The organism is Dyella koreensis (genome assembly GCF_044904565.1).
Taxonomy (GTDB): Bacteria; Pseudomonadota; Gammaproteobacteria; order Xanthomonadales; family Rhodanobacteraceae; genus Dyella_D; species Dyella_D koreensis.
Window position 1 is genome coordinate 165797 of the sequence record NZ_JADIKD010000006.1, and the last position, 16291, is coordinate 182087.

Annotated in this window: 12 protein-coding genes and 1 tRNA gene; 7 read left to right on the forward strand and 6 right to left on the reverse strand. The window is 63.3% G+C overall.

All coding sequences use genetic code 11. The features are described from left to right. The first annotated feature begins 3 nt into the window (after positions 1–3). From ISS97_RS02675 to ISS97_RS02695, 5 genes are all read left to right on the forward strand, one after another. Positions 4–1521 carry a SulP family inorganic anion transporter gene (locus ISS97_RS02675; RefSeq protein ID WP_379985006.1) on the forward strand — a complete coding sequence of 506 codons (1518 nt, stop codon included), beginning with the start codon at positions 4–6 and terminating at the stop codon, positions 1519–1521. 81 nt (positions 1522–1602) lie between these two features. Beyond that, entirely contained in the window at positions 1603–2082 is a 480-nt protein-coding gene (locus tag ISS97_RS02680; RefSeq protein ID WP_379984811.1) for a hypothetical protein, read from the forward strand. Positions 2083–2241: 159 nt separating this feature from the next. Next, the gene (locus ISS97_RS02685; protein ID WP_379984812.1) at positions 2242–3264 is read left to right on the forward strand and encodes a LacI family DNA-binding transcriptional regulator; all 1023 of its coding nucleotides are present in this window, start codon (positions 2242–2244) and stop codon (positions 3262–3264) included. A 227-nt stretch (positions 3265–3491) separates the two neighbouring features. After that, the gene (locus ISS97_RS02690) at positions 3492–5996 is read left to right on the forward strand and encodes a glycoside hydrolase family 3 protein (protein WP_379985007.1); all 2505 of its coding nucleotides are present in this window, start codon (positions 3492–3494) and stop codon (positions 5994–5996) included. A gap of 309 nt (positions 5997–6305) precedes the next feature. Continuing rightward, complete coding sequence (locus ISS97_RS02695; RefSeq protein ID WP_379984813.1) at positions 6306–8741, forward strand: TonB-dependent receptor; 2436 nt, start codon at positions 6306–6308, stop codon at positions 8739–8741. 16 nt (positions 8742–8757) lie between these two features. On the opposite strand, the gene ISS97_RS02700 is transcribed toward ISS97_RS02695, so the two are convergent. Continuing rightward, positions 8758–8833 (reverse strand) — tRNA-Ile (locus ISS97_RS02700). Positions 8834–8996: 163 nt separating this feature from the next. On the opposite strand from ISS97_RS02700, the gene ISS97_RS02705 reads away from it, so the two are divergent. After that, positions 8997–9371, forward strand: coding sequence for a SnoaL-like domain-containing protein (locus ISS97_RS02705; RefSeq protein ID WP_379984814.1), 375 nt, complete (start codon positions 8997–8999; stop codon positions 9369–9371). A gap of 72 nt (positions 9372–9443) precedes the next feature. Here ISS97_RS02705 and rpoD read toward each other — a convergent pair whose 3' ends face one another. Next, complete coding sequence (rpoD, locus tag ISS97_RS02710) at positions 9444–11300, reverse strand: RNA polymerase sigma factor RpoD (protein ID WP_379984815.1); 1857 nt, start codon at positions 11298–11300, stop codon at positions 9444–9446. 166 nt (positions 11301–11466) lie between these two features. Continuing rightward, on the reverse strand, positions 11467–11907 hold the full coding sequence (gene dtd / locus ISS97_RS02715; protein WP_379984816.1) for a D-aminoacyl-tRNA deacylase: 441 nt from the start codon (positions 11905–11907) through the stop codon (positions 11467–11469). Positions 11908–12102: 195 nt separating this feature from the next. Here dtd and ISS97_RS02720 point away from each other — a divergent pair, with 195 nt between their 5' ends. Then, entirely contained in the window at positions 12103–12984 is an 882-nt protein-coding gene (locus ISS97_RS02720; protein WP_379984817.1) for an LpxL/LpxP family acyltransferase, read from the forward strand. 150 nt (positions 12985–13134) lie between these two features. On the opposite strand, the gene ISS97_RS02725 is transcribed toward ISS97_RS02720, so the two are convergent. From ISS97_RS02725 to ISS97_RS02735, 3 genes are all read right to left on the reverse strand, one after another. Further along, on the reverse strand, positions 13135–13455 hold the full coding sequence (locus tag ISS97_RS02725; RefSeq protein WP_379984818.1) for a tetratricopeptide repeat protein: 321 nt from the start codon (positions 13453–13455) through the stop codon (positions 13135–13137). After that, positions 13452–15158, reverse strand: a complete 1707-nt coding sequence (locus tag ISS97_RS02730) for an ArnT family glycosyltransferase (protein ID WP_379984819.1) — start codon at positions 15156–15158, stop codon at positions 13452–13454. Before ISS97_RS02730 ends, ISS97_RS02725 begins: the two co-directional genes overlap by 4 nt. A gap of 103 nt (positions 15159–15261) precedes the next feature. Further along, positions 15262–16290, reverse strand: coding sequence for a CDP-glycerol glycerophosphotransferase family protein (locus ISS97_RS02735; protein WP_379984820.1), 1029 nt, complete (start codon positions 16288–16290; stop codon positions 15262–15264). Position 16291: the final 1 nt, after the last annotated feature.

A 16291-nucleotide genomic window follows, 5' to 3' on the forward strand; every position in this document is an offset into this window, starting at 1 on the left:
GAGATCAACGTGCGTGCATATTTTTCTGGAAATTTCTTCGGGCGCGATCTGCTCGGCTCCATCGTGGTGTTCCTGGTAGCGCTGCCGCTGTGCATGGGCATCGCCATTGCTTCCGGCATGCCGCCGGCCGCTGGCCTGATCACCGGCATCATCGGCGGCATCGTGGTGGGTGCCATTGCGGGTTCGCCACTGCAGGTGAGTGGTCCCGCAGCGGGCTTGGCCGTGCTGGTATTCGAGCTGGTGCGTGAGCATGGCGTGGCTGCGCTGGGCCCGGTGGTGTTGCTGGCGGGTCTGATCCAGATTGCCGCGGGCCTGTGCCGCATGGGCATCTGGTTCCGTATGACATCACCGGCCGTCGTGGCCGGCATGTTGTCGGGCATCGGCATTCTGATCGTCGCCTCGCAGGCGCATGTGATGCTGGATGCGACGCCGTTGGCGCGCGGCCTGGAGAACTTCGCCGCATTGCCGGGCGCGCTTACTGAGGTGTTCACGGGTGAAGGCACCGGCAAGGCCGCGTTGGGTGTCGGCCTGGCGACCATCGCCATCATGCTGGCGTGGGAGAAACTCCGTCCCAAGGCGTTGCGTTTCGTGCCGGGAGCACTGCTGGCAGTGATCGCAGTGACGGCGTTCGTGCAGGTCCAGGGCATCGGTGTGAGCAAGGTTGATGTGCCGAGCAATCTGTTGTCGGCCATTTCGCTGCCCGGCTTCGATGGTCTGGGCAAGTTGCTCGAGCCCTCGTTGGTCGTGGCGGCGCTGACCTTCGCTTTTATCGCGAGCGCAGAGACCTTGCTTTCGGCGGCGGCTGTCGATCGCATGCATGACGGGGCGCGCACCAACTACGACCGCGAGCTGACCGCACAAGGCGTGGGCAATCTGTTGTGCGGTTTCCTCGGTGCCTTGCCGATGACGGGTGTGATTGTGCGCAGCGCGGCGAATGTGCAGGCCGGTTCCGCTACGCGCATGGCGGCGGTGATGCATGGTGGCTGGATCCTGGTGTTCGCCATGCTGCTGCCGTGGCTGATGCGCATGACGCCGGTGTCCTGTCTGGCCGGCATTCTCGTGTACACCGGCGTGAAGATGATCAATTTCCAGCAGGTGAAGCACTTCGCGGCGTACGGCAAGGGCACGGCATTTATCTATGTCGCGACCACCGTAGCGATCGTCGCCACCGATCTGCTGGCCGGTGTGCTGGTGGGTTTTGCGTTGTCGCTGTTCCGGCTCGCATTGCTGTCTTCGCGTCTCAAGGTCGATCTGGCCGAGCACGAAGAACCGGGTGCGGCCAAATTGCACCTGACCGGTATCGCCACCTTCCTCAAGGTGCCGTCCATGGCGCGCACGCTGGAGCAGGTGCCGCCCAATACGCGGCTGCATCTGGTGATGGATGAACTGCACCACGTGGATCAGGCCAGCTTCGAACTGCTGCGCGACTGGAGCCGCAACGCCGGCTCGCGCGGCTGCGAACTGGTGGTCGACTGGATTGAGCTGGAGCGCCGGGTGGAAGGCCAGGCCAAGGCAGCCTAGCGTTGGCGGGCTGTCCCTGCGGATGCCGACCCCGAGGCATTCGCAGGGACAGCATGGGGCAGACGTTCTTGGATAACGACCATGCTTGCGGAAATCGCTTCGGCGCTCGGCGCCATCAGAACCGGCTCGGACATTGCCAGGGATATGGCTTCGGCGGATTCGCTCGATGAGGTGCAAGGCAAGGCAGCCGATCTGTTCGGCGCCATCGCGGAGATTCAGCAGCAATTGGCAGCGATGCAGATCGCCTACACCAGCCTGCTCGGAGAACGCGATGCACTCGACAGGGAAGTGGCCGCGATGAAGCTGGCTACGCTCGATCGCCAGCGCTATTCGTTGCATGCCCTGCCGCTGGGCGGACTCGTCTATCGCTTCAAGGCCACGAATGGCCGTGCCGATGTTGCGCACGACCTATGTGTACATTGCTATGACCTGGGCACCAAATCCGTGTTGCAGCCGAACGGCACTCACTTGGTCTGCCCGACCTGCAAGCTCAGGCTAAGGGCGAAGGGCGAAGCATCGCCGGCGGCAAAGCGGGGTGGCGTATGCCTGTGGTCGGTCTAGTCCTGGCTTGATCCGCCCTCCTCCATCCCGGGCGCTGGCGCAGGCTGAGTCCGGCAGATCGCTTGCGGTAGCTTTGCTGCGCGACCGGACCGAGTTCTTGTAAAGCGCTCGGTACGGCAGGCATAGTCGTCCGGTAGCACGAGAGTGTCGGGAGTATGCATGCGGGTCCGCCTGGAAGATGTAGCGCGCGCAACGGGCGTGTCGCCCAAGACGGTTTCCCGCGTCTTGAACGAGGAGCCGTCGGTCAAGGAATCCACGCGCCAGCGCGTGCTTGCCGCGATGGAATCGATGAACTATCGCCCCAGCCCCGCTGCACGCGGCCTGGCCGGTAGCCGTTCGTTCCTGATCGCGATGCTGTACGACAACAACGACAACCCCGCATCGACCTACCTCGCTGAGATCCAGGACGGCGTACTCGATGCCTGCGATGCGCACCGCTACAGCATGATGGTGTGTCCGCTGCGGTTGCGTGGGCAGGATTTCATCCGCCGCGTCGACGCGCTGGTGGCCGAGCACCATATCGATGGCGTCATCATGACGCCGCCGCTTACCGACAACGCCGCGCTATTGCGTCGGCTCAAGGAACTCGGCGTGCCGTACGCCAGCATCTCGCCGCAGCATCGCGAGGGATCGATTGGTGTATGCATGGATGAGCAACACGCCGCTAAGGTGTTGGTGGAGCATCTGATCGAGCTGGGACATCGCTGCATCGCGCATATCGTGGGCATCGCCAGCCACGGTGCCAGCCGTTGGCGCCTGCAAGGATATAAGGATGCGTTGGCAGCGGCTGGTCTGCCATTCGATCCCCACTATGTGGTGCAAGGTGAATTCACCTTCGGCTCGGGAGTGATGGCGGCGCGCCAGTTGTTTGCATTGCCGCAAGAGCCGACCGCCATCTTTGCCGCCAACGATGACATGGCGGCCGGTGTGATGTGGGCGGCCAACGAGCGCGGCTTGAAGGTGCCGCGCGATCTGTCCGTTTGCGGGTTCGACGATACGCCGTTGGCAACCCAGTTGTGGCCACCGTTGAGCACGGTGCGGCAACCGAGCCGTGATATGGGCAAGCTCGCCACGCTTCAGCTCATGGAAGTGCTGCGTGGACGTGGCACGGGACTGCTGGTGCAGGTTCCGTATTCGCTGCAGTGGCGCGAATCGACGTCGACGCCGCCGCAAAAGAGCTAGGCTGATTTGTCTTTGTTGAGCAGCCTTTGGGCTGTCGGTGCCCGGGAGATGCCGGAGCAACACGTTACTATTTTCTTATTTATCAGTGAGTTGTCTAAACGGCGGTGTGTTGCATTGCCAATTGACAGCGCTGTCATTTCTGTCAGGCTGCCCGCCTGAGCGGTTCCGGGAGAGCCCTTTTGTTTTCATCGTGCTGGGAGAGCAGCGTGCTGGCATCTATTCGTCGTATGCGTTTTTGCCCGGCCGTGCTGGCTGCGGCACTGGTCTGTTCGTTTGGGGCTGGGTCGGTGTTGGCTGCCGAGAACTCGGCCGTGCATCCCGGGCAATGGCCCAGTGCACATTGGCCATTGCCGCCGGATAGCGTGCTGGAAAAACGTGTCGCGTCGCTGATGGCGAAGATGAGTGTGGAAGAAAAAGTCGGCCAGCTGATCCAGGGCGACATTCTCAGTGTGACGCCAGAGGACGTGCGCAAGTATCGGCTTGGCTCGATTCTCGCCGGTGGCAACTCCAAGCCGGCCGGCCTGCGGATCGTCAATGCGGAGCAATGGAAAGCAACAGCCGATGCGTTCTATCGCGCCGCGATGGATACCAGTGACGGCCACTTCGCTATCCCGTTGCTGTTCGGCATCGATGCGGTACATGGCCACAACAACACCGTTGGCGCCACCTTGTTCCCGCAGAACTCGGCGCTGGGCAATGCGCATGATCCTGAGCTGATCCGGGAGATCGGTGCCGCCACGGCCGCTGAAGTGCGTGCCACCGGCATCAACTGGACCTTCGCACCCACGCTGGCGGTGCCACAGAACGAACGCTGGGGACGTGCCTATGAGGGCTATTCGCAGGATCCGAAAATCGTTGCGTCATACGCCACAGCGATGATCGAAGGATTGCAGGGCAAGGTGGGCACGCCGCAGTTTCTCGATAGCTCGCACGTGATCGCATCGGCCAAGCATTTTCTCGGCGACGGTGGCACCAAGGATGGCAAGGATCAAGGCGACACCGAAGTCAGCGAGACCGTGCTGAGCAAACTGCACGCCGCGGGCTATGTGCCGGCGATCGATGCCGGCGTGCAGACCGTGATGGCTTCGTACTCGAGCTGGAACGGCCAGAAGATGCACGGCTACAAGGCCTTGCTGACCGATGTACTCAAGCAGCGCATGGATTTCCAGGGCTTCGTGATCGGCGACTGGAATGGGCACGGGCAGGTGCCTGGCTGCAGCAACGACGATTGCCCGATTTCGATCAATGCCGGCGTGGATATGTTGATGGCGCCAGACAGCTGGCGTGGCCTGTACGAGCACACGCTGGCCGAGGTGAAGTCGGGCGCGATCCCGATGGCGCGCGTGGACGATGCGGTGGCGCGCATTCTGCGCGTGAAGTTCCGCGCAGGACTGTTTGAGGCGGGCATGCCGTCGGCCCAGCCGCTTGCGGTCAAGTCGGCGGAAGTGGTCGGCAGCGCAGCACATCGTGCTGTTGCGCGGCGAGCAGTGCGCGAGTCGATGGTGCTGCTGAAGAACAACGGCGGATTGCTGCCGCTCGATCCGCGCAAACGCATTCTGGTGGCGGGCGACGGCGCGGACAGCATTTCGCGCCAGAGCGGTGGCTGGACACTCACCTGGCAGGGCACGGGCCTGAAGAACGAGGATTTTCCCGGCGCGCAGTCGATCGGCGCCGGCATCGTGGAGCAGGTGAGCGCGGCCGGAGGCCAGGCCGAAATAGCCGCCGATGGCCGCTATGCGCACAAGCCCGACGCAGCGGTGGTGGTGTTTGGCGAAGATCCCTACGCCGAATTCCAGGGCGACCTGCCCAACCTGCTCTACCGGCCGGGCGACAACCACGATCTCGAGCTGATCCAGCGCCTGCATGGCGATGGCATTCCGGTGGTCGCGGTGTTTCTTACCGGCCGTCCGCTGTGGGTCAATCGCGAGATCAATGCAGCCGATGCTTTCGTCGCCGCATGGCTTCCCGGCAGCGAAGGTGGCGGTGTGGCGGACGTGTTGCTGCGCACGCGCGATGGCCATATTGCCCATGATTTTCGCGGCAGGCTCGCTTACACCTGGCCGCGCACCGCCGTGCCTGGGCAGGGCGCGCCGCAGTTCCCGCTGGGCTATGGCCTGAGCTACGCCACCAATCGCGCTGCCTTGCCTACCCTGCCTGAAGTGTCTGGCATCAGCGGCGAGCAGCTTTCAGTGAGCAATTACTTCGACCGCGGTAAGGCTGCGCGCGGTTATGCCTTCAGCCTGACGGGCGCGGACGGTGGTGTGACGGCGGGCGATGTTTCGCCAGCGACGACTGCTGACGGCAGCCTGCGCATGACGGCGCTCGACTACAAGGCACAGGAAGATTCGCGACGCTTCAGCTGGAACAAGGGCGGCGCCGAGGTGGCGATTCGAGCGCAGACACCGGTCGATCTCGATCGCCAGACCAACGGTGACGTGCTGTTGGTAACGACTCTACGCGTTGATGCGCTACCGGGCCGCGACGCCTGGATCGGCATGGGCTGCGGGAAGGCGTGCCAGGGACGCGTGGCGCTGGGTGCGCAACTGGCTGCGCTGCCGCCGGGTCAATGGACGCGCATGGGCGTGCCGCTGAAATGCATTCGCGCTGCCGGCGCGGACATGCATCACATCGACAAGCCCTTGGTGTGGAGTGCGGGCCAGGGGGCGGCGCTGACGATCTCGCGCGTGGTGCTAGGTACGGATGTGGACGTGGTCATCGATTGCGCTAAGTGAGGTGCTGAGACCTCGCTGACAATGCCGGCGGGTTTGCGAAGTAGCCATCGGCATCGGGGACGTTGCGGATGAATCGGATGACTGCCTTGCAGCACGAACACCGCCAAGAAGGGCGAATTCTGTAAGAAAAGCCCCTTCTATCAATATGTTGAATTTTCCGTCAGATGTGCTGCCCCGCGTCAAGCTTCTGCGAGGCGCGGAGTCTATGATCACAAATGACAGCGCTGTCATTTTGGGATCAGGCCATCGCGCTGCTGTCGAGGGGGCGGTGGCGAACGAACTACCGAACTATCTGGAGGGGAGGTTTACATGAAGCTGCGCTACTCGGCGTTGTATGTCGCCATGGCACTGGTATTCGCTCCGGGCGCCTTGCTCGCGGCCGATCAGCAGGATGCGTCACCGCAGAACCCGTCGTCGCAGAACCCGGTTCCGGCGGAAAAGAAAGTCAAACAGCTGGACGCGATTGAAGTGAGCGCGACCAAGCGCGAAACGCCGCTGCAGAAAACGCCCGTTGCGGTCAGCGCCATCACACCAGACACGCTCGACAAGGAGCGTGTGATGACGGTGCAGGATCTGACCAAGCTGGTGCCAGGTTTGCAGGCGACGGCGCAGGGTGACCATGGCGTGGTCACGCTGACCATGCGCGGCATCGGCAACGACAGCGCGAAGACCGAGTATGCCGACCCTGAAGTGGCCACCTTCGTCGACGGCGTCTACTCGCCGCGCGCTGAGGCGGCAGCCGGTCTGTTGCTGGATATGGATGGCGTGGAAGTACTGCGCGGTCCGCAGGGCACGCTGTGGGGCCGCAATTCCACCGCGGGCGCGATCAGCTTTCAGACGGCTAAACCCGATATCAATGCCGGCTTCTATGGCAACGCACAGATCGAGGCCGGCAACTACAATCTGATGGGCGCGCGGGCGGCGGTGAATCTGCCGATCAGCAGCACGTTCGCGATGCGCGTGGCAGTGGTGCATACGCAGCACGATGGTTACGTTGACTACCAGAATCCCGCCAGCCAGTTGCCCAGTGTGGCTCAGCAACAGGCGACATATCTCGCCGCGGGGCTCAATCCGGCGAAGTTCCGGCCGATCGACCCGAGCCTGTTCGTGCAGGGTGGCGACAAATACGGCGCGCAGGATCAGTCGGCTGCCCGTGTCAGTGCCTTGTGGCAGCCCAACGATGCGTTCAAGTGGAATCTCTCGTACGAGTACTTCATCGATCGTGGCACGCTCAACATGAGCTTGATGCAGACGCCTCGTCAGGGGCAGAAGTTCTGGTCGGCGCTGATCGACACGTCGCCGTATCTGCACCGCAACTCCGGCACGGTGCGAAGCCGCATGGACTGGAACATCAGCGATGGCATGCAGCTCAGTTACATCGCGGGCTACAACCGCTTCTCCGGCAAGAGCCAGTTCGACCAGGATTCTGGCGTGCAGGTGCCTACGAGCTTTGCCACTGGCGCTTCGTCGCAGAATGATCGCACCAACTCTTCCAACTACAAGAGCTATAGCCACGAGTTCGACCTGAAGTCGGTCGGCCAGCAGACGGTGGACTGGATCGTCGGCGCGTACTACGGCTACGAAGACAACAACATCCGCTTCGACATCCCGATCATGAATGGCACGATGGTGTCGGAGTCGGTGGCGTGGCAGGGCTCGTTTATCCAGCCCAAGGAAACGGTGAAGTCGACGGCGGTGTTCGGCCAGGCGACCTGGCACATGTCTGACCATTGGCGATTCACCGGCGGCCTGCGCTGGTCGGACGATGTGAAGAAGAACATCGACGGCCGTGGCTGGGGCTGGGCTTACGATCCCACCGTGCCGCAGGTGCCGATCGCGCCGAGCACGTATCCGAGTCCGGCCACTGGCTTCAACATCTCAACGCGCAACGACGCGAGGTACAGCGACAGCCGGCTGACCTGGCTGGCGCGCGTCGATACCGACATCGGCGAGCACGGTTTGCTGTATGGCAGCGTCTCCACGGGGTACAAGTCCGGCGGTACGCAGGATGCGGGCACGCTGTATAAGCCCGAGACGTTGACCAACTACGAGATCGGCACCAAGTTCGTCTTCCTCGACGGCCGCCTGACCTGGAATACGGCGGCGTATTACGAGGACTTCAAGAACTTCCAGTTGTCCGCGCCGATCACCTATCCGGACGGCAACCGTGGCCTGGGCTTCAATAATGTGAAAGGCAGCACCAAGGTGGCGGGCGTCGAGTCGGAGCTGGCTTTCCAGCAGAAAGACGATCGCGCCAACCTGATCCTTTCGGTCATTCCCAAAAAAGAACTCGGCACACTGCTCTACGCCGGCAGCAATGATTACCAGGGCCTGCCGCGATGTGCGCCGCAATCGGGCATCTCCGCATGTATGGACATCTCCGGCAATGACCTGCCGCATGCGCCGACGTTCTCGCTCACGGCGATCTACGAGCACGATTTCCATCTGGGCAACGGTGGCCGCCTGACGCCGCGATTCAGCGGCCAATATCAAAGCGACCAGTGGCTGAGCACCTTCAACCTGGGCGACGGCGACAAGCAGAAGGCGTACTTCCGCGGCGACCTCGCGTTGCGGTACACCGAGCCGCAGGATCGCTGGTGGGCAAGTGCATACGTGCAGAACGTCACCGATGGCCGCGTGCGCACCAGCGCGGGCCGTTTTGCGATGCCTGACGGCAGCTTCCAGTACGTGTCTCAGTACCTGGCGCCGCGCACATTCGGAGTGCAGCTTGGGGTGTGGTTCTAACTAAAGCCTGGAGAGATGGTGGGCCCACCAGGATTCGAACCTGGAACCAAAGGATTATGAGTCCTCTGCTCTAACCGTTGAGCTATAGGCCCTTGCTGGCGCCGGGCGTGTTGCACGCCCGGACGAGGCGAAGCCTGTCATGGTAGCGGCGCTGGGTGGGAGCGTCGAGGGGCGTGGGTTGGTGGGGATGGCACATTTTTTCGTCACATGGCTAGGCGTAGGCTGATTGTTCCTTTCGGCGTGCGGAGCAAAGTCATGAGCGTGGAAACGGTGGCGAAGCGGTTGGTGGCGCTGTGTCGCGAAGGCAAGTACGAAGAGGCGCAGAAGGAGCTGTATGCCAAGAATGCGGAGAGCATCGAACCGGAGGGCGCGCCTCCGGGTTCGATGGGTAACGTGAAAGGGCTGGATGCGATCTTCGAGAAGGGCAAGCAGTTTCAGGCGTCGATCGAGCAGGTGCATGGCGGCTCGATCAGCGATCCGATCGTGGCGGGCAACTGGTTCAGTTGCTCGATGACGCTGGACGTGACGATGAAGCAGTATGGTCGGGTGAATATGACCGAGATCTGCGTATATCACGTCAATAAGGACGGCAAGGTCGACAAGGAGCAGTTCTTCTACGACGTGGGTTGATCGCCCTCGCTGTCGACGCCAACAAAAAGCCCCGCAATGCGGGGCTTTTTGTTGAAGCGTTTGACGATGCGATCAGTCGATGTCGAGGAACGAACGCAGCTGCTCCGAACGGCTCGGGTGACGCAGTTTGCGCAGGGCCTTGGCTTCGATCTGGCGGATGCGCTCGCGGGTGACGTCGAACTGCTTGCCGACTTCTTCCAGCGTGTGATCGGTGTTCATGTCGATGCCGAAGCGCATGCGCAGCACCTTGGCTTCCCGCGGGGTGAGGCCGGCGAGCACGTCGCGCACGGTTTCCATCAGGCCCGTTTCCGTCGCCGATTCGATCGGCGAGCTGGCGTTGGTGTCCTCGATGAAATCGCCCAAGTGCGAATCTTCGTCGTCGCCGATGGGGGTTTCCATCGAGATCGGCTCTTTCGCGATCTTCAGCACCTTGCGGATCTTGTCTTCCGGCATCTCCATTTCCTTGGCCAGTTCTTCCGGCGTCGGCTCGCGGCCGAACTGCTGGAGCATCTGGCGGGAGATGCGGTTGAGCTTGTTGATCGTTTCGATCATGTGCACCGGGATACGGATGGTGCGCGCCTGGTCGGCGATCGAGCGGGTGATGGCCTGGCGGATCCACCACGTGGCGTACGTGGAGAACTTGTAGCCGCGGCGGTATTCGAACTTGTCCACGGCCTTCATCAGGCCGATGTTGCCTTCCTGGATGAGGTCGAGGAACTGCAGGCCGCGGTTGGTGTACTTCTTGGCGATGGAGATGACGAGACGCAGGTTGGCCTCGACCATTTCCTTCTTGGCGCGGCGGGCCTTGGCCTCACCGACCGACATGGTGCGGTTGATTTCCTTGATGTCGGTCAGCGGCAGGAACAGCTGGCGCTCGATGCTGGCGAGCTTTTCCTGCTCGGCATCGATCACTTCCTTGTAGTTCTTGATGTTCGGCGACCACTTTTGGCGCTTGCGACCGAGCTCGGCGGCCCATTCGAGGTTGCCCTCGTTGCTGGGGAACGCCTTGAGGAATTCGGCCTTGGGCATCTTCACCTGCTTGACGAAGATGTCCATCAGCAGGCGCTCGTGGTGACGGATGTCGTTCACCACTTCGCGCAGCTTGCGCACGAAGCTGTCGATCAGCGCGGACGGCAGCTTGAGCTTGAGGAATTCCTCGGCCATCTGGTCGCGCAGCTTGGTCACCTTCTTGTCGGTGATGCCGGCGGCCTTGGGGGCGGCCTTCTGGAACTTGCCGTAGTAGTCGCGCAGCAGTTCCATGCGGCGCTTGACCTCTTCCGGGTCGGGACCGGTCGGGCCGGCCTCCTCGTCCTCGGCGGCGGTGTCGTCGTCTTCCTCTTCGGCCTCGGCGTCGCTGTCGCTGGCGTTCTCTTCCGCGGCGGCCAAAGCGGCGTCGGCGGCCTCCTCAAGGTCGGCGAAGCCGGCCAGGATTTCGCTCAGGCGGCGCTTGCCGTCCAGATGCTGGTCGTACTCTTCGAGCAGCAGCTCGATGGTGAGCGGGAAGCTGGCGAGGGCGGTCTGCACCTGGCCCAAGCCTTCTTCGATGCGCTTGGCGATGGCGATTTCGCCCTCACGGGTCAGCAGCTCGACGGTACCCATCTCGCGCATGTACATGCGCACCGGGTCGGTGGTGCGGCCGACTTCGGCGTCCACGGCCGAGAGCAGGGCGACGGCTTCTTCGGCCGCGGCCTCGTCGTCGGTGCTGCCGCTGGAGGCGGTGTCGGAAAGCGGGTCGGAATCCGGGGCGGCATCGTGTACTTCGATGCCCACGCCCTTCAGCACGGCCATGATGTCTTCGATCTGCTCCGGATCGACGATGTCGTCGGGCAGGTGGTCGTTGATCTCGGCGTAGGTCAGGTAGCCCTGCTCCAGACCTTTGGAGATGAGCGCCTTGATTTCAGACTGTTGCTCAGGAGCTTTGCTATTCATACCTACCGCCGCATATGCAGGAACCGATCAGTATAGCGATGTGATGCTTTTTTGACCAGTTTTCAAGTGAAAAAACTGAGGAACGGGGACACGCAAAAAGCGCGCCAAACAGGCACCTATCCGTGATATTTCGAGGGTTTTGCAGGTGCGTTGCGTGGCGGCGCGGTCATGGCACTTCGAGCCAGAAGGTGACCGGCCCTTCATTGACCAGATGTACCTGCATATGGGCACCGAAGCGCCCGATTTCCACCCTTGGATGCGCGGCGCGGGCCAGTTCCACCAGCCGCTCGAACCAGCGACGGCCGTGTTCGGGCGAAGCGGCGCTGGTAAAGCTGGGGCGCATGCCGGAACGCGTGTCGGCGGCCAGGGTGAACTGACTGACCAGCAGCAGCTCGCCACTGGTGTCGGCCAGGGAGCGGTTCATGCGCCCCTGCTCGTCGCTGAATACGCGGTAGCCGAGCAGGCGTTCCAGCATGCGGCGGGTGCGCGGTTCGTCGTCTTCCGGTTGTACGGCCACCAGGGCAAGCAAGCCAGGGCCGATGGCTCCGACGGTTTCGTTGTCGACATCGACGCGGGCGGACTGGACGCGCTGGATCAGGGCGATCATGAAAGAAGGGTTCGCGACGGCGGCTTAGCTTAAAGCGAGGGCGCGTAGGAGCGCACCCTGTGCGCGAAAGCCCCGCGTAGCAGGGCATCTTCTGGGAAAGCGCGGCCCTATCGGGTCGTTTCGCGCACAGGGTGCGCTCCTACGTGTCGTGATCCGGTGGGTGGCGCGGCTTGTGGCAGTTACACTGCCCTGCTCATGCGATTTGATATCTACCTTCTTTACCTTCTGCTGCGCCTGCTTGGCCGCTTGCCCCTCCGCGTGTTGCATGGCGTCGGCGCGGCGATCGGGCGTTTCTCGTTGTGGCGCGGCGGCAAGATGGTGCGCCATACCGACACCAACCTCGGCATTGTCCGGCCCGGACTGGACGAGGCCGCGCGCGCTGCGCTGCTGCGCGAGGTGATGATCGAAAGCGGCAAGTCGATTACCGAGATCGCCAAGATCTGGGGCAATGATGCCGAGCGGGCGCTTGGCCTGGTGCGCGAAGTGCGCGGCGAGGCGTTGTTTGACGCGGCGCTGGCGGCCGGCAAGGGTGTGATCATCGCCGCACCGCACCTGGGCTGCTGGGAGTTGCTCAACTACTGGCTATGCCGTAAGACGCCGATGGCGATCCTGTATCGGCCCCCGCGCATTGCCGCGGTAGAAGGCTTGCTGCGCAAGGCGCGCGGCGCGCTGGCGCCTGAGCAGGTGCGCGCCGAGGGTGCGGGCGTGCGCACGCTGTTCAAGCGGCTGGGCGCGGGCGGCACGGTGGGCATTCTGCCGGACCAGAAACCGCGCGAGGGCGAGGGGCAGTTCGCGCCGTTCTTCGGCCGCGATGCGATGACGATGGTGCTGCTGCCGCGACTGGCGGCGCGAACCGGGGCGACGGTGTTGTTCGCTTTCGCCGAGCGGCTGCCGCATGGCGAGGGCTATCGCATCCATTTGCTGCCGGCGCCTGAAGGTCTGGCCGATGCCGATCAGCGCGTGGCTTGCACGGCGTTGAATCAGGGCGTGGAGGCCTGCGTGGAGCAGGCGCTTGCGCAGTATCAGTGGCACTACAAGCGGTATACGGCGGGCGATCGGCCGAGTCCGTACGACTGATGATGTAGGAGCGCACCCTGTGCGCGAAACGGCCCATCAGGGCCGTGCTCCGGGCAGCTGTACCAGAGATTTTGTTTGAACCCCTTCAGGCGGCTCGTGCCATGGAAAATCGACGGCCCTGCCGGGCCGTTTCGCGCACAGGGTGCGCTCCTACGGTTTCTCCAGCCGCCGCAGGAAGACAGTCATTTCCTTCTCCGCCTGCTTGTCGCCGCGCTGGCGCGCGGCCTCGATGCCCTGGCGCCACGCTTCGGCGGCGTTGTCGCGGTCATCCATCGCCAGGCAGGCCTTGCCCAGCAGCTTCCACGCGGCGGAATAACCAGGATCGAAAGCTACCGCGCGCCGCAGTTCTTCGGCGGCTGCGGCGGCTTCGCCCGTGCCCAGCAGGGCGTTGCCCAGGGAGAAGCGCAGCAGAGCGCCATCACGCGGCCCGCCGCATTGGGCGCGCAGATTGGCGATCAAAGCCGTGTTCATTGCAGCGAGCGGAAACGCCAGTTATCGACCTGGTACACGCGGGTCGGGTGTGGCGGTTCCGGTGGGATATGGCCGGCACGCAGCTCGGCCAGGGAAGCGGCCGGCCAGATCACCACCCAGCTTGAGCGGAACGGCTGCACCAGCAGCGCATAACGCAGATCGGTAGCCTCGAGCTTCTCGGGGCGGGCGACGATCAGGCCATCGGGATGTATGCGGGCGAAGGCCTGCAGTGCGTCGCCCTCGGAGAGGCGTTCAATTGGACGAGTCAGGCGGCCTTCGAAATGGAACTGGCCTTCGTAGTTGCCCAGATAGCCGATCGCCCTGCCCTCCGTATCCGCGGCGCCCAGCAGGTGCGCGGACGGACGCAGGTCGAAGTTCTGCCACATGGTCAGGGTAAACAGCGTATTGAGGGTAAGCGTGCCGATCAGGCCGGCGATCGCCAGCCGGCGCATTTCGCCGCGGCCGCGCAGCAGCAGGAAGGCGCCGAGCAGGATGAACACCACACTGAAGAAACGGCTGTAATGCGAGCTGTTGTCCACATACTCGCCATGCATCATGTCGTGGCTGACCAGCACGGGTAGCAGGAAGAGCAGCACGCCGAACAAAATGCCGCCTACGCCCAGTGGCCAAGTGCCCAGCCACGGGTTGTCGGCCAGCGCTGGGCGCTTTTCGCGCAGCACGGCGATGGCGCCGGCCAGCAGCAACGTGGCGCCAGCAAACTCCGGCAGCGGGTAGTAGAGCTGCTTGCCACTGATCAGTGAGAACGCCACCAGGATCGGCAACAGCCAGCACAGGCAGAAACGCAGGCCCGGTTCGAGCGGGCGGCGCAGAGTGATGAGTGCGGCCCACGCGCGCGGCCAGCCGCTGAACGGAAACAGCAGTGCCGGGATCATCGGCAGGTACCACCAGAACGGACGGGCATGGTCGAACGCGTCCACCACGCGTCCAGCCGTTTGAGTGAAGAACAGCCGCTGGCGGTAAGCCTCGCCGCCGCTGAAGCCGGCCGGCAGCGCCCAAGCCAGCAACATGGCGCCGCCAAGCAGCATGGCCAGCACACCACGGCCGTACCAGCGGGCGCGGTTGCTGTTCGCCCAGTCGCTCCACAGCGGACCGAGCAGCCAGGGGAAGGCGATGTGCAGGAACATCACCGGACCCTTGGTCATCAGGCCGGCACCGATGCAAAGGCCGAACAGCAGCCAGCGCGGCTCGTCGCGCCCGGCTTTCGGCGTCAGGCACAGCAGTGCCGCCAGCACCCAGACAGCCAGCAGCACCTCGTACATGATCTGGGTGCCGAACAGGAAGGCGTAGCCCAGCGCCAGCAGCATCCACGGTGCGCCCTTGGCTACCCACGGACGGTTTGGGAACAGCCGGTGCGCCAGCGTGGAAAGCAGCACCAGCTGGGTGCCGCCGAAGATCACTTCGAGCACGCGCGGCCAGATGTCGTTGACGCCGAACACGAACCAGCCGGCATGGATCAGCCAGAACAGCAGCGGCACCTTCTCGCTATAGGGCTGCCCGTTGATGTGTGGTACCAGCCAGTGCCCGTGGTTCCACATCTCCCAGGCCACAGCGAGGGTGCGGGTGGAATACAGCGGCATTGGGCCGTGCGAAAAGATCGCCAGCAGAGCGACCACGGTCCAAAGCGGGAGCCATGGCCATAGGGATCGCAGATGTTCGGAACGACTGTAGGCGCTGGAGGGCACTGGCGGGTTTCTTTCTCAAAGATGGGGGAGATTCTAATCCGGGAGGACCTTGCTCAACGCTTACTGGCTTGGCGCCGTGGACGGCTGCCGGTGCCCGATACGTTCAGGCCGGACCCCAATAGCCGATGCGGCGGCGCAACTTGAGCTTGCGCCACAGGTTGAGCGGCTTGCGGCGACGGTTGCGGCCGCCAGTGGCGATAAAGGCTTCTACCGCGTCCAGCACGCGCTCGCTGGAATGGCCGTCGCGATACGGGTGGATCGCATCGGCGTATTCGCGGATGGCCTGCATCAGTTCCGGGGGGCGCGACAAGGCGCGATGGATCGCCGGTTCGAACTGCGCAGCGTCGTCGATATCGATCAGCTGCGGTCCGGGGCGGCGGTTCTTGAAGGTCACCACCGGTTTGCCGGTGAGCAGGAACTCGTTGAGCGCGGACGAGGTATCCGAGCACATCATGTCTACCTGCGGGAACAGCTCCAGGATGTTGTCGTTCTCGGCGAAGCACAGGTGTTCGTTCTGCAGCGCCTTGAACTTGGCCGTCGTCTCCGGGCTCATCTTGGGATGGAAGGTGAGGATCCAGCGCCATCGGCCATCGCGCGACAGACGCTTCACTTCCTCATACAGCGTTTCGGCCGCACTCCACGAGGGCGAAAAGGTGGAGTGGTAGAGGATCACCGGCGTTTCGCGCACAGGCGGCAGCGGGCCGGCGATCTCTTTCATGAAGGGGTCGAGCTTGGGCCAGCCGGTCTCGGCCACCGCGAAGTGACCGAGCTTGTCGGAGATGGCCTGGAACTTGGCGGTGTCGCGCGGCCCCGTGGTGCAGTACAGGTCGAAGAAGCCGCGGATGTAGATGTGCCGTGGTTTGCCGGCATCGAAACCGTGGAAGGTTTCCACCTTCACGCCGGGGAAAAAGTGCGGCACCGCGTTGCTCGAGGTGATCACCGCGCGCGGCTTCCATTTGCGCACTTGGTCGACCGTAAGCAGGCGCTCGCCCTCCACCAGATCTTCGGCGCCTGGGCCGTCGAAGAACCAGGCGGCTTCGTCGCCGCGTGCGCGAATCGCTTCCTGTAATGGGCGCAGGATGGCCAGCGCATAGCGCTCGGAGCCGTAGAGGAGATAATGCTTTTTGCTCATG